Source organism: Trebonia kvetii, from assembly GCF_007827045.1.
In the GTDB taxonomy this organism is placed as follows: Bacteria; Actinomycetota; Actinomycetes; order Streptosporangiales; family Streptosporangiaceae; genus Trebonia; species Trebonia kvetii.
Genome location: NZ_RPFW01000003.1, coordinates 474,552 through 488,586 on the forward strand (window position 1 = coordinate 474,552; position 14,035 = coordinate 488,586).

The following is a 14,035-nucleotide window of genomic DNA, read 5'->3' on the forward strand; positions in this document are numbered from 1 at the left end:
GCGGATCCACCTCTCCGCCAGGCCCGCCAGCATCGGCAGATTGGAAGGGGTTCGCAGTCACCGGGCACCCGTTCGGTAGCTAGCTTATGGTCCAGACGCCTGGCAGGGTCAGCGGCCCGTACGGCGGCAGTCCCGCCGCCGCGGCGAACCGCCACGCCGGGCCCCAGCCGTCGGCGAACAGCGCGGCGAGTGACCCGGCGCCGACGGCGGACCGCGCCGCGGGCCGTGCCTCGCTCGACTCGGCCGGCCGCAGCTGGTCGAGCGGGCCGAGCCGGGGGTAGACCCGCACCGGCGCGTCGTCGGGCAGCCCGGCGCGCTTGCGCGCGATCGCGGTGGCCTCGCGCATGCCGCCCGCTTCGTCGGCGAGCCCCGCGGCGATCGCGTCCGCTCCGGTCCATACCCGGCCGCGGGCCAGCTCGTGCACCCGGTCAAGCGGCATCCGCCGCCCGGACGCCACCTTCGCGGTGAAGTCCGCGTAGATGGCGTCGAGCCAGGCGTTGATCCTGGCCCATTCCGCCTCGGAGAACGGACGTGCCGAGGAGAACATCGTCGCCTGCGCGGCGCCCGCGCCATCGGTGATCGAGTCGGTGGTGACCCCGGCGCGCTCGAACAAGTCCTGTAGCACCGGCTTGCCCATGATGACGCCGATCGACCCGGTGATCGTCCCCGGCTGCGCGACGATCACGTCGGCGGGCGCCGAGATGAAGTAGCCGCCGGACGCGGCCACGTCGCCCATCGACACCACCACGGGCTTGCCCGCCGCCCTGAGCCTGACTACTTCGCGCCAGATGACGTCGGACGCGACGGCGGAGCCGCCCGGGCTGTTGACCCGCAGCACGACCGCGCGGACGTTCTCGTCGGCCGCCGCCGCGCGCAGCGCCGCCGCCACCGTGTCAGAGCCCATGCCGCTGCCGCCAGGTCCGCCGCGCCCGCTGCGCCCCTGCCTGATCGCGCCGTGCGCGTAGATCATCGCCACGCACCGCTCGTGCTGACCGGGCCCGATGGACTGGACGCTGCTGCCGAGCCGTCGCGGCAGGTCGCCAAGCGACTGCGTGCGCTGATAGCGCTGTAGGTAGAGCAGCATCGCGTCGTGCCCGGCGTCCCTGCGGACCTGGTCGTAGACCTCGTCCCGGTACATCAGCCCGTCGACAAGGCCCGCGTCGAGCGCCTGCAGTGCGAGGTACGGCCCGTTAGCGATCAGTGCCGCGGCCTGCTCGACGGACAGCCCGCGGCCGGCGGCGATCGCCCCGGCGAGCTGTTCGGTGACCGACTCGGCGAGCCGCGCCGCGGCTTTCCTGGCGGGCCCGGTGAACCCGGCCTCGGTGAGAGGGTCCGCCGCGGACTTGAACTCGTGCCGCTTCGCGCTCTGGAAGTCGATGCCGAGCTTGTCGAGCGCGTTGCGCAGGAACACCTGCTCCACGGCGACGCCGGTGAGGCCGAGCGAGCCGGACGGCTGCAGGTAGATCCGGTCGAATCCGGTGGCGAGGTAGTAGGGCAGGTTGCCGTGCAGGAAATCGCCGAACGATTCCGACCAGGCCACCGCGAGCTTGCCCGATTTCCTGAAGTCTCCGATGGCGGCGCGCAGTTCCTGGATCTTCGCGAGCCCGATGCGTGACCCGCCGACCTTGACCACGAGCGCCCGCACCTTGTGGTCCGCGGCCGCCCGCCGCAGGCCGTCGAGAACGTCCTGCAGCCGGGTGCGGCGCATGGTGAGCAGCGCGGCCAGCGGGTCGGCTGGCTGGCCCTCGGCGATGCCGTCGGTCAGGTCAAGTTCGAGTATGAGTGGCCCAGTCCTGCGCTGCCGCATGCGGGCGATCTGCCCGGCAAGCTTCGCCTCTGCCATGCGGACAGCTTACGCGGGTGGGAACATCAAACAGTCAAAGTAGTAATGCGAACGTAAGGTGGTGACTCCGCATCGCAATCACCGCGTCTGTGGTCGTGGTCGACGTGGCCAACGTGATGGGCGCCCGTGCCGACGGGTGGTGGCGGGACCGGGCTGCGGCGGCGCTGCGCCTGTGCCGCGAGGTGATCGCGCTCGCCAGGCGCGGCGACGGCCCGGCGGGCGCCTGGATGCTCGTGCTCGAGGGTCGTGCCAGGGATGCCGTCCCGCTACTGGAGGAGGAGGATCCGTCGCTCGCGGCGGACTGGGCGCCCGCCGAGGGGGAGGGACCAAGGCCGGTGCGGCTGGTGTCCGCGCCCGGTTCCGGTGACGACGCGATCGTCGGCGTTGTCGCGGAGGTGGTGGCGCGTGATGAGAGTTGCCTGGTGGTGACCGCGGACCGGCGGCTGCGGCAGCGCTGCGAGGAGCTGAACGCGTCCGTCGTCGGCCCCGGGTGGCTCCTTCGGCTGCTCTAGCCAGGTAGCATAGAAGACAATCCCTTACTCACGCATCGCACGATGTGGTTGTCCTGTTCGCCGTCGACCGGAACCTGATGCGCATGTACGTGATCTTGGCTATTGCCGCCCTGCTGTTCCTCACCTGCCTGATCGTGTTCACCGACCGGTACGTCAAGAACCGCAGACGGGTCATGGCGGAACGCAAACGCGAGGAGATGGCCGCGCGGCTCGCGCCCGTGGTGGAGCAGGCCGCGCAGGAGCAGCAGGCGCGCAGCACCGCCGAGGAGAAGAGCAGCGCGCTGACCACCGTGCTGCCCGCCATCCAGGCCGAGGAGCGCGGACCGCGCCGGGTCGCTTAGATCTCCGGGGTCAGCCAGAGGACGGACATCGGCGGCAGCACGATCGACGCCGACGCCGGCCGGCCGTGCCACGGCTTGGGGATCGCGGTCACCGCGCCGAGGTTCCCCATGCCGCTGCCGCCGTACACCGCGGCGTCGGTGTTGAGCACCTCGCGCCAGCGGCCGGCCAGCGGCAGGCCCACCCGGTAGTCGTTGTGCGGCATCGCGGAGAAGTTGGCAATGCAGGCGAGCACCGGCGCCCCGTGTTCCTGCGCGCCGAAGCGCAGGAACGACAGCACGTTGCCGTGCGCGTCGTTGGAGTCGATCCAGCCGAAGCCGTCGGGGATCGCGTCCTGCGACCACATCGCCGGCAGCTTGCCGTAGGTGGCGTTGATGTCCCGGACCAGGCGCTGCATCCCCGAGTGGTAGTCGAACTGGAGCACCCACCAGTCAAGGCCGTTGGATTCCGACCACTCGCTGCCCTGGCCGAACTCCGAGCCCATGAAAAGCAGCTGCTTGCCCGGGTGCGCCCACATGAAGCCGTAGAGCGCGCGCAGCCCGGCGAACTTGCGCCATTCGTCGCCCGGCATCTTGCCGAGCAGCGAGCCCTTGCCGTGCACCACTTCGTCGTGCGACAGCGGCAGCACGTAGTTCTCGGAGAACGCGTACACCATCGAGAACGTGATCTCGTTGTGGTGGTACTGCCGGTAGACCGGGTCGAGCTTCATGTATTCGAGGGTGTCGTTCATCCACCCCATGTTCCATTTGAAGCCGAACCCGAGCCCGCCCAGGCAGACCGGCTTGGACACGCCGGGCCACGCGGTCGACTCCTCGGCGATCATCATGATGCCCGGCACGCGCTTGTAGGCGGTGGCGTTGACTTCCTGCAGGAACGAGATCGCGTCGAGGTTCTCCCGGCCGCCGTACACGTTGGGCATCCACTCGCCGTCCTTGCGCGAGTAGTCAAGGTAGAGCATCGAAGCCACGGCATCCACCCGCAGCCCGTCGATGTGGAACTCCTCCAGCCAGTAGATGGCGTTGGCAACGAGGAAGTTCCGCACCTCGGACCGGCCGAAGTTGAACACGAGCGTGCCCCAGTCCGGGTGCGAGCCGAGCCGCGGGTCGGAGTGCTCGTACAGGTGCGTGCCGTCGAACTCGGCGAGCGCCCACGAGTCGCGCGGGAAGTGCGCGGGCACCCAGTCGACGATGACGCCGATGCCCGCCTGGTGCAGCGCGTCGATGAGGAACCTGAAGTCGTCAGGCGTGCCGAACCGCGCGGTCGGCGCGTAGTACGACGTCACCTGGTAGCCCCATGAGCCGCCGAAGGGATGCTCGGCGACCGGCAGGAACTCGACGTGGGTGAACCCCATGTCGGTCACGTACGCGGTGAGCTCGGTCGCGAGCTCGCGGTAGGACAGGCCGGGACGCCACGAGCCCAGGTGCACCTCGTACACCGACATCGCGCTGGTCACGGGCGTCCACTTGGCGCGCTCTGCGAGCCAGTCGTCGTCGGCCCATTCGTACTCGGACTGGTAGACGACCGACGCGGTGGCGGGCGGCGTCTCGGCGAGTTGCGCCATCGGGTCCGCCTTCTCCCGCCAGGCGCCGTCCGGCCCGCAGATGGAGAACTTGTAGGTGGCACCGGGGCCGACGCCGGGCACGAACAGCTCCCACACGCCGGCGCCGCCGAGTGACCGCATGGGATGGGCGCGCCCGTCCCAGAAGTTGAAGTCGCCGGTGACGCGCACGCCGCGCGCGTTCGGCGCCCACACGGTGAACGCGGTGCCCGTCGCGCCGCCGGTCTCCATCGGCCGCGCGCCGAGCGCGCGCCACAGCTGCTCGTGCCGTCCCTCGCCGATCAGGTGCAGGTCGAATTCGCCGATTGTCGGCAGGTGCCGGTACGGGTCGTCCTGCACCCGCGGCTCGCCGTTGACGTAGGCGACCTCAACCAGGTAATCCGGAACGGATTCCGCGGTGCCCGGCACAGTCACCTCGAACACGCCCAGGTGCCGGTGCGTCATCGGGTGCCTGCTGCCGTCGGAGAGCACGGCCGTGACGGACGCGGCGAGCGGGCGCAGTGCCCTGATCGCCACCTGTCCGCCTGGGACGGCGTGCGCGCCGAGCAGGGAATGCGGGTCGTGGTGCCAGCCCGCGACGAGTCGTTCGATCTCGCCGAGGGAGATGGTTTCGTCTTTTTTAAGCACTTTAGAACTCTGCCAGTGAGTCAAGCGGAATGGGCAGCCAGGACGGGCGGTGCCTGGCCTCGTACAGCACTTCGTAGACCGCCTTGTCCAGCTGCAGGGCACGCAGCAGGACCTGGTTGGCGACCGGGTCGAGCCCGCCCGCCTCGGCGTACCCGGCACAGAACGCGCTCGCGTTCCTGCGCTCCCAGTCGCGCGCGACCTCGCTGAGCGCGGCTTCCTCGGGATGGCCGATGAGCTGGTACCTGGACGCGTAGTCGAAGGAGCGTAGCATCCCCGCGACGTCGCGCAGCGGCGAGGAGAGCGCGCGGCGCTGCACAAGCGGCGTCGCCGGCTCGCCTTCGAAGTCGAGCACTACCCACCCGCTTTCTGTGCGCATCACCTGGCCCAGGTGGTAGTCGCCGTGCACGCGCTGCACGGGGACCGGGCCGCGGAGCTTCGCGACCTCGTGGTAGGCGTCGCTGATCATGTCGGTGTGCTTGGCGAGTTCGGGCACCGCGGCGACGGTGAGGTCGAGCTTGCGGAACATCTGCTCGCTCAGCTCGACTATCTCCTCCGGGCCGAGTTCCTCGGTGCCGAAGGCCGCGGCCAGGTCCGAGTGGACCGTCGCGGTGGCGATGCCGAGCCTGCGCGATTCGCCGGCGAAGTCGCCGCCCGCGTCGGCCGCGTGGATGTTCTCGCGGTCCGCGTCGGTCTGGCTGGTGTCTCCCGCCCTCGCGTACAGGTCGCGCACGCTGGTCGCGGCGAGCGTCCAGCCGTCGGTGGCCAGCCGCAGGTAGTGCGAGAGGATGGCCAGGCTGGTGGTCACGCCCTCGAGGCTGGTCTCGATGTAGCCGAGCGGCTCGGCGATCTGCTCCGAGCCGAGCCGGGCGAGCGCTGTGGTCACCTCGAGGTCCGGGTTGGGACCAGGGGAGAGCCTGCGGAACACCTTGAGAATCGACTCGTCGCCGAAGACAAGGCTGGTGTTGCTCTGCTCGCCGGCGAGCACCAGGCTGTCGAGCCCGGTCGCGAAGCTGGTGCCGGAGATCGTCCCCATCCGCAGCGGCCCGGCCTTGCTGCCCGCGGCGATGCCGGTGAGCAGCGTCTTGGTGAGCTCCGCGTCGTGCAGCGCGTCGTAGGCGATCCTGCCGTCGCCCGACGGCCCGATCCGCACGTGCTGCAGCCGGACGGGAAGCCGGTGCCGCAGGCCGACGAGGATCTGGTAGTAGTCGACCGCTGTGCCGTGCGTGGCCGCGACTATCAGGTGCCGCAGCCCGGGCTCTCCGGCGACGAGCTCGGTGTCCGCGACGATCGCCAGATCGTGCAGTCCTTGCCCCTTGCCGGCGAACCATCGCTGGTCACCTAGCCACGTGGCCAGTACGTCCTCGATCGCCATCGGGCCTGCCCTCTGTCTCCAGGGGGGACGAACCCCCCGCACCCCCGGTCAGATCCGCGGAGGTTCTGCCTCGTCTGATTTCCGGGGGATCGACAAATTAGATCACATGCGGTTCATCGGTCTTGTTCCTCCCTCGCGGGAGGCAGCTGAAACCAGTAGAAGCCATGTCCGGGCAGAGTGAGGAGGTACGGAAGCTCCCCAATCGGCGGAAACGTGACGCCGCCCATGCACTCGACCGGACTGATGCCGATGAACCTGCGCAGGTCGAGCTCGACGGGCTGCGGGAAGCGGGACAGGTTGTTGACGCACAGGATCCGGTCCGCCGAGTCGTGCTCCAGGTGGCTGCCGTGCTCGCTGGCCAGCCGCTGCGCGGCGATGCTCCCCGCGGCGTCGTACTCGCGGACGAATGCGAGCACGCTCGGGTTGCTGCTTGTCAGCTCCTCGTAGGCACCGAGTCCGAAGACCGGGTGCCGCTTCCTGATCTCGATCATCCGCCGGGTCCAGTGCAGCAGTGACTGCGGGTGCCGCTGCTGCGCCTCGACGTTGAGCGCCTGGTAGCCGTAGATAGGGTCCATGACAGGCGGCAGGTACAGCCGCTGCGGGTCGGTAGTGGAGAAGCCGCCGTTACGGTCAGGCGTCCACTGCATGGGCGTCCGCACGCCGTCACGGTCGCCGAGCCAGATGTTGTCGCCCATGCCGATCTCGTCGCCGTAGTACATGACGGGCGAGCCGGGCAGCGACAGCAGTAGCGCGGTGAACAGCTCGAGCTGGTTGCGGTCGTTGTCGAGGAGCGTGGCAAGGCGCCGCCGGATGCCGATGTTGGCCTTCATCCGGGGGTCCTTGGCGTACTCCTTGTACATGTAGTCGCGCTCTTCGTCGGTCACCATCTCGAGCGTGAGCTCGTCGTGGTTGCGCAGGAAGATGCCCCACTGGCAGGACTCGGGAATCTTCGGCGTCTGGGCCAGGATTTCCGAGATCGGGTACCGCTGCTCCCTGCGGACCGCCATGTAGATGCGCGGCATCAGCGGGAAGTGGAACGCCATGTGGCATTCGTTGCCGCCGGTCTCCTCGTCGCCGAAGTACTGCACCACGTCGGCCGGCCACTGGTTGGCCTCGGCGAGCAGCACCCGGTCTGGGTAGTTGGCGTCGACCTCGGTGCGGACGCGCTTGAGGTATTCGTGCGTCTCCTTGAGGTTCTCGCAGTTGGTGCCCTCGCGCTCGTAGAGGTAGGGCACGGCGTCGAGGCGGAACCCGTCGATGCCGAGGTCGAGCCAGAACTTGAGCACCTCAATCATCGCGTCCTGGACCCTGGGATTCTCGAAGTTCAGGTCCGGCTGGTGCGAGAAGAACCGGTGCCAGTAGTACTGGCCCCGCACCGGGTCGAACGTCCAGTTCGAGGTCTCGGTGTCGACGAAGATGATCCGCGCGTCGGCGTATTTGTCCGGGGTGTCCGCCCAGACGTAGAAGTCGCCGAACGGCCCGTCCGGGTCGCTCCTGCTGGCCTGGAACCACGGGTGCGCCTCGCTGGTGTGGTTCATGACCAGGTCGGCGATGATCCGGATGCCGCGCTTGTGCGACTGCTCGATCAACTCGACGAAGTCCGCGATGTTGCCGTACTCGGGCAGGATCTCCAGGTAGTCGGCGATGTCGTAACCGCCGTCGCGCAGCGGCGACTGGTAGATCGGCAGCAGCCAGATGCAGTCGATGCCCAGCCACTGGAGATAGTCGAGCCGCGACGTGAGTCCCCTGATGTCGCCGGTGCCGTCGCCGTTCGCGTCCTGGAACCCGCGGATAAGCACCTCGTAGAAGACCGCGCGCCTGTACCAGTCCGGGTCTCTTGGACTGTCGAGGGTGAAGTCGGGAACGCGCTCCCCCGGCGGCGCGGCGAACGGCGGCATGGTGACCGCTTCATGTGCTGCGGGAAGATCGATAGCCGGCTCGTGCTCTGACACGGCGTGACTCTCCTGGATGTGCGCTACCGCCGCATGCCGGGGCTTACCCCACTCTGGTCAGCCTTGCTCACGCGAAACGGTGAAGATGTGTGCAGGTTGCACCGCTGGGTCTAGGCGCACGTAGTTGGCTTGGCCCCAGCTGAAGTTCTCGCCGGTGAGTTCATCCGTTACGGACAACCCATCGTGCCAGTCCATTCCCAGCGCGGGCATGTCAAGCCACACCGTGGCCTCCCTGGCCTGGTGCGGGTCAAGATTCACAACGACTAGGACGGTGTCTGCGGCGTCCCCGCCCTGCCCCCCCGCTCGCGGCGTTGCCTCACCGGAGGATCTCTCCGTGCTCCTACTGGCCCCGTTGACGCGTTTGGAGAAGCAGATCAGCTCCGGCTGATCTACGTGATGAAAGCGTAGATTACGCAGCCAGTGCAATGCCACATGCGACCGTCGGATCCGGTTAAGGTCAGCGATATATCCGCTTATGCCCAGTCCGTCCCGTGCCGCCGTGTCCCAGTCGCGCGGCCGGTACTGGTACTTCTCCGAGTCGAGGTACTCCTCGCTGCCCGGACGGAGCGGAGTGTTCTCACATAGCTCATAGCCGGAATAGATACCCCAGCTGGGGCTAAGCATGGCAGCGAGGACAGCACGAATCTTGAACGCGGCGGGACCGCCGTGCTGCAGGTACTCGTTCAGGATGTCCGGTGTGTTGGCGAAGAAGTTGGGCCGCATGTAGGCGGAGGCAGGTCCCGACAGCTCACGCAGGTACCCGGTCAGCTCGTCGCTTGTGTTGCGCCAGGTGAAGTACGTGTAGGACTGGTGGAAGCCGACCATGCCGAGGGTTGCCATCATCGCGGGCCTGGTGAACGCCTCGGCGAGGAACAGCACGTCGGGGTCGGTCTGCCGGATGGCGGTGAGCAGCCGCTCCCAGAACCGCACCGGCTTGGTGTGCGGGTTGTCGACGCGGAAAATGCGCACGCCGTGACCCATCCACAGCCGGACGATCCGCTCGATCTCCGCGTAGATCCCCTCGGGGTCGTTGTCGAAGTTGAGCGGGAAGATGTCCTGGTACTTCTTGGGCGGGTTCTCCGCATAGGCGATCGAACCGTCCGCTCGCGTGGTGAACCACTCCGGGTGTTCCTTCACCCACGGGTGGTCGGGCGAGGCCTGCAGCGCCAGGTCGATCGCCACCTCCATGCCGAGTTCCCTGGCCCGCGCGACGAACGCGTCGAAGTCAGCGAACGTGCCGAGGTCCGGATGGATGGCGTCGTGACCCCCCTCGGGGGCGCCGATTGCCCATGGCACGCCCGGGTCTCCCTGGCGTGCCTCGAGGGTGTTGTTCCGTCCCTTGCGGAAGGTGGTGCCGATGGGGTGCACCGGCGGCAGGTAGACGACGTCGAAGCCCATCTCGGCGATCGCCTCGAGCCTGCGGGCCGCGGTGCGCAGCGTGCCGGAGATCGGCTCCCTGCGGCCCATCGGGTCGAACTGCACGCCCTCGGAGCGCGGGAAGAACTCATACCAGGACCCGTAGAGCGCCCGCTGCCGCTCCACCCGCACCGGCAGCCGCCCGGACCTGGTCACCAGGTCGCGGAGCGGGTATTCGCCGAGGATGGCGGTGATCCGCGGCGCCCGGGTCGCGTCGAGCCGGTCCCAGGGCGGCAGGCTCCGGTCGCGCAGCCTCCTGGCGAGTGTCATGAGGCTGCTGCGCGCGGCCGCGGGGCGCGCGGCGCCTGGCGGCTGCCTGATCGACCGCGCCGCGCGCTCGAACAGCAGCGCGCCCTCGGCGAGCATCAGCTCGACGTCCTGGCCGCGCGGGATCTTGATGCCCGCGTCGTGGTCCCAGTGCGCGATGGGGTCCGCCCACGATTCCACGTGGAAGTACCAGATGCCCTCGCTTGTCACGGTCACGTCGGCGCCGTACCGGTCGCTGCCAGGGCTGAGCTCGCGCATCCGGACCAGCGGGCCGAGCCTGCCCTCGGGATCTCGCAGCACCACTCCGGCGCCGAGCACGCCGTGCCCTTCCACGATGATCGTGGCACTGACTTGGAGGGTCTCGCCGACGACCGCCTTCGCCTGGCGGCGCCCGCATTCCACCGCGGGCTCGATGTCCAGAATGGGGATGCGTCCGATCACTTAGATAACGTACCCAGTCTCAGTTCGCGAGGGAACGCGGACCCCGTCGTAATAGACACGCCATAAGATGACTCACCGTGAGAGCGATCCGACGTTTCACCGTCCGCGTAACCCTGCCGCAGCCCCTCGCGCCGCTGCATGACCTGATGCTGAACCTCCGCTGGTCCTGGCACCAGCCGACAGTTGAGCTGTTCAAGTCGATCGACCCGGCAGGCTGGGCCGCCTCCGGCGGTGATCCGGTGGCGATGCTCAGCTCGATGCGCCCAGCGCAGCTCAGTGCGCTCGCTGATAACGGAGATTTCCTCCGACGCCTTGACGAAGCAGTCGCTGACCTGCAGGTTTACCGGAACGAGCCGCGCTGGTACCAGTCGGCTAACGCCCCTAAGGAGGGCGCGGCCGACATCGGTGCGATGCCGAGGGCGATCGCCTACTTCTCGCCGGAGTACGGCATCACCGCTGTGCTGCCGCAGTACTCGGGCGGGCTCGGCATCCTGGCCGGCGACCACCTGAAGTCGGCGAGCGACCTCGGCGTGCCGATCATCGGCGTGGGGCTGCTGTACCGGCATGGTTACTTTACGCAGTCACTGTCGGCCGACGGCTGGCAGGCCGAGCGCTATCCGGCCGACGATCCCAACGGCCTGCCGCTCACCCTGCTCCGTCATCCGGACGGCGACCCGGTCCGGGTCTCCGTGGCACTCGCCGATGGGTCGCAGCTCACGGCGCAGGTGTGGCTCGCCCTGGTGGGCCGCGTCCCGCTGCTGCTGCTCGACTCCTACCTGGAGGAGAACGAGCCCGCGCTGCAGGAGGTGACTGACCGGCTCTACGGCGGCGGCACCGAGCACCGGCTCCGCCAGGAACTGCTGCTCGGCATCGGCGGCGTCCGCGCGGTCCGCGCGTTCTGCGGGATCACCGGGCACCCGGAGCCTGAGGTGTTCCACACCAATGAGGGGCACGCCGGCTTCCTCGGCCTCGAGCGGATCAGGGAGTACCTGGCCGCCGGGCTGTCCTTCGACGAGGCGCTTGAGCTGTCCCGGGCGGGCACGGTCTTCACCACGCACACGCCCGTGCCCGCGGGCATCGACCGCTTCCCCCGCGAGCTGATCGAGCGGTACTTCGTCCACGTCGACGGCGGCCTGCCGCTCGACCGGGTGCTCGCGCTCGGCGCGGAGACCTATCCGGGCGGCGACCCGCACGTGTTCAACATGGCCGTCATGGGCATGCGGCTGGCGCAGCGGGTCAACGGCGTCTCGGTGCTGCACGGCCAGGTGAGCCGGGAGATGTTCGCGGGCCTGTGGCCCGGCTTCGACACGGCAGAGGTGCCGATCGGCTCGATCACCAACGGCGTGCACGCGCCGACCTGGGTGGCGGGCGAGGTGTCCGACCTCGGCGATGCGGAGCGCGCGGCATCCGCGGACGCATCGCTGCTGTGGGGGATCAGGCGGCAGCTGCGTGCCAGGCTCGTGACGGAGACCAGGCGGCGGCTGCGCGAGTCGTGGCGCCAGCGCGGCGCCTCGGGCGCCGAGCTGACCTGGATCGACGACGTGCTCGACGAGAACGTGCTGACGATCGGGTTCGCCCGCCGCGTGCCGTCGTACAAGCGGCTGACGCTGATGCTCAACGACCCGCAGCGGCTTGCCGGGCTGCTGCTCGACCCGGACCGGCCGATCCAGATCGTGATCGCCGGCAAGGCGCACCCGGCGGACGAGGGCGGCAAGCGGCTGATCCAGCAGATGGTCAGGTTCGCCGACGCGGAGGCTGTGCGGCGCAGGATCGTCTTCCTCCCCGATTACGACATGGCGCTGGCCCGCTTCCTGGTCCAGGGCGCCGACGTCTGGCTGAACAACCCGCTGCGCCCGCTCGAGGCCTGCGGCACGTCCGGCATGAAGGTGGCGCTCAACGGCGGCCTGAACCTGTCGGTGCGGGACGGCTGGTGGGACGAGTGGTACGACGGCGGCAACGGCTGGGAGATTCCCACCGCGGACGGCGTCGAGGACCCGGCCCGCAGGGACGAGCTCGAGGCGTCCGCGCTTTACGAGCTGATCGCCAAGTCGGTGGCGCCGCTGTTCTACGACGCGGGCGCGGACAGCGTGCCGCACGGCTGGGTGCAGATGGTCAGGCACAACCTGCGCACGCTCGGGCCGCTCGTCCAGGCGGACCGCATGGTGGGCGACTACGTGAACCGGCTGTACACGCCGGCCGCGCGCTCCTCGCGCGCCCTGGCCGCGGACGGCGGCAGCGCTGCCCGCAGCCTCGCGGTGTGGAAGGCGCGAGTGCGCCAGGCGTGGCCCGCGGTGCGGATCGAGCACGTCGAGGCCGACGGCGCGGAGCCGTCGCTCGGCGCGGTGCTCGACGTCCGGGTGATGGCCTCGCTCGGCGACCTGTCGCCGCACGACGTCCGGGTCGAGCTGGTCTACGGCCGCCTCGGCGACGACGACGAGCTCACCGAGCCGTCGTGCGTGACGCTCGCGGCCGACGAGTCCTCGCCGGGCCGGTTCTCCGGTTCGGTGGAGCTGGGACAGCCGGGCCCGTTCGGCTACACGGTCCGTGTTCTCCCGTCGCACCCGCTGCTCGCCAGCCGCGCCGACCTGGGCCTGGTCACCTACCCGGACGCCCCGGCCGGCATGTCAACCGGCGATCTGCGCTGATTAGCGCGCCCGATGGCAAAAGGCGCCATCGTATCGGGCGCGCTAATCAGCCTCATCTTCCGGGGGGACGACCCCCCGTACCCCCGAGGTCGCAGCAAGAGCTGCGTCCCGCCGGCCCCTTCCGTCCCACCGACGCCCCGGCCCAGGCGGATGGTTGTGACAGCGATACGGTCAGGGGCGTATGGCTGTCACAACCATCGGGCCTGCGGCCACGCCGCGGACCTGTGAGTCCTGTGAAGGGTGGGGAACGTGGGCGAGTTCGTCCGGGTTGAGGTGGACGGCCAGATCGCGACGATCCGGCTGGACCGGCCGAAGATGAACGCGCTCAACGCGCAGGTCAGCGGCGAGATCGCGGCAGCCGCGGCGGAAGTGTCCGGCGACGGCGCGATCCGCGCGGTGATCGTGTACGGCGGCGAGCGGGTGTTCGCGGCCGGCGCCGACATCAAGGAGATGGCGCCGCTCGGCGTCGCCGAGATGGCGGCGTACGCGGCGCGGCTGCAGGCCGCGCTCAACGACGTGGCGGGCATCCCCAAGCCGGTCATCGCGGCCATCACCGGCTACGCGCTCGGCGGCGGCCTCGAGCTCGCCCTCTGCGCGGACTTCCGGGTGCTCGGCGAGTCCGCGAAGGTCGGCCAGCCGGAGATCCAGCTCGGCGTAATCCCCGGCGCGGGCGGCACGCAGCGGCTGCCCCGGCTGATCGGCCCGGCCAAGGCCAAGGACCTGATTTTCACCGGCCGTCACGTCGCCGCCGCCGAGGCGCTCGCGATCGGGCTCGCCGACAAGGTGGTGCCGGACGCTGAGGTGTACCAGGCGGCGCGGGACATGGCCGCGCAGTACGCCAACGGCCCGGCGGTCGCGCTGCGCGCGGCCAAGCAGGCGATCGACAGGGGACTCGAGGTCGACCTGGCGACCGGGCTCGACATCGAGCGGCTCCACTTCGCGTCGCTGTACGCCACCGAGGACCAGAAGAACGGTATGCGCAGTTTCATGGAGAACGGCCCGGGAAAGGCAGTCTTCGAGGGGCGGTAGCGGTCAAGGCGCGCGATTGGGAGTGAAATACTCG

The 14,035-nt window shown here is 69.3% G+C and carries 9 protein-coding genes; 4 read left to right on the plus strand and 5 right to left on the minus strand.

Translation table 11 applies throughout. The features are described 5' to 3' along the window. Positions 1-79 precede the first annotated feature (79 nt). Complete coding sequence (sppA, locus tag EAS64_RS17020) at positions 80-1,843, minus strand: signal peptide peptidase SppA (RefSeq protein WP_145853980.1); 1,764 nt, start codon at positions 1,841-1,843, stop codon at positions 80-82. A gap of 89 nt (positions 1,844-1,932) precedes the next feature. Here sppA and EAS64_RS17025 point away from each other — a divergent pair, with 89 nt between their 5' ends. Together EAS64_RS17025 and EAS64_RS17030 are read left to right on the plus strand one after the other, a co-directional pair. Next, positions 1,933-2,355 (plus strand): hypothetical protein, encoded by a 423-nt coding sequence (locus EAS64_RS17025; RefSeq protein ID WP_222849372.1) that lies wholly within the window; start codon positions 1,933-1,935, stop codon positions 2,353-2,355. An 83-nt stretch (positions 2,356-2,438) separates the two neighbouring features. Next, entirely contained in the window at positions 2,439-2,696 is a 258-nt protein-coding gene (locus tag EAS64_RS17030; protein ID WP_145853981.1) for a hypothetical protein, read from the plus strand. Here the strand turns inward: EAS64_RS17030 and glgB are convergent. The 4 genes from glgB to EAS64_RS17050 form a co-directional block, all read right to left on the minus strand. Then, positions 2,693-4,879, minus strand: a complete 2,187-nt coding sequence (glgB, locus tag EAS64_RS17035) for a 1,4-alpha-glucan branching protein GlgB (protein WP_246115728.1) — start codon at positions 4,877-4,879, stop codon at positions 2,693-2,695. The two genes, EAS64_RS17030 and glgB, sit on opposite strands and share 4 nt — an antisense overlap. Position 4,880: 1 nt before the next feature. Continuing rightward, positions 4,881-6,251, minus strand: coding sequence for a maltokinase N-terminal cap-like domain-containing protein (locus EAS64_RS17040; protein ID WP_145853982.1), 1,371 nt, complete (start codon positions 6,249-6,251; stop codon positions 4,881-4,883). 113 nt (positions 6,252-6,364) lie between these two features. Then, positions 6,365-8,149: a maltose alpha-D-glucosyltransferase gene (gene treS / locus EAS64_RS17045; RefSeq protein WP_145854837.1), complete on the minus strand. Its 1,785-nt coding sequence runs from the start codon at positions 8,147-8,149 to the stop codon at positions 6,365-6,367. A 111-nt stretch (positions 8,150-8,260) separates the two neighbouring features. Then, positions 8,261-10,327 carry an alpha-1,4-glucan--maltose-1-phosphate maltosyltransferase gene (locus EAS64_RS17050; RefSeq protein ID WP_187365972.1) on the minus strand — a complete coding sequence of 689 codons (2,067 nt, stop codon included), beginning with the start codon at positions 10,325-10,327 and terminating at the stop codon, positions 8,261-8,263. Positions 10,328-10,404: 77 nt separating this feature from the next. On the opposite strand from EAS64_RS17050, the gene glgP reads away from it, so the two are divergent. Together glgP and EAS64_RS17060 are read left to right on the plus strand one after the other, a co-directional pair. Beyond that, complete coding sequence (gene glgP, locus EAS64_RS17055) at positions 10,405-12,972, plus strand: alpha-glucan family phosphorylase (RefSeq protein ID WP_145853983.1); 2,568 nt, start codon at positions 10,405-10,407, stop codon at positions 12,970-12,972. A 249-nt stretch (positions 12,973-13,221) separates the two neighbouring features. Then, the gene (locus EAS64_RS17060) at positions 13,222-14,001 is read left to right on the plus strand and encodes an enoyl-CoA hydratase/isomerase family protein (protein ID WP_145853984.1); all 780 of its coding nucleotides are present in this window, start codon (positions 13,222-13,224) and stop codon (positions 13,999-14,001) included. Positions 14,002-14,035 lie beyond the last annotated feature (34 nt).

Bases quoted from the DNA above. Each gene is read 5' to 3' on its own strand.
- EAS64_RS17030 (WP_145853981.1), top strand. From the start codon at position 2,439: ATGTACGTGATCTTGGCTATTGCCGCCCTGCTGTTCCTCACCTGCCTG.
- sppA (WP_145853980.1), bottom strand. From the start codon at position 1,843: ATGGCAGAGGCGAAGCTTGCCGGGCAGATCGCCCGCATGCGGCAGCGC.
- EAS64_RS17040 (WP_145853982.1), bottom strand. From the start codon at position 6,251: ATGGCGATCGAGGACGTACTGGCCACGTGGCTAGGTGACCAGCGATGG.
- treS (WP_145854837.1), bottom strand. From the start codon at position 8,149: ATGCCGCCGTTCGCCGCGCCGCCGGGGGAGCGCGTTCCCGACTTCACC.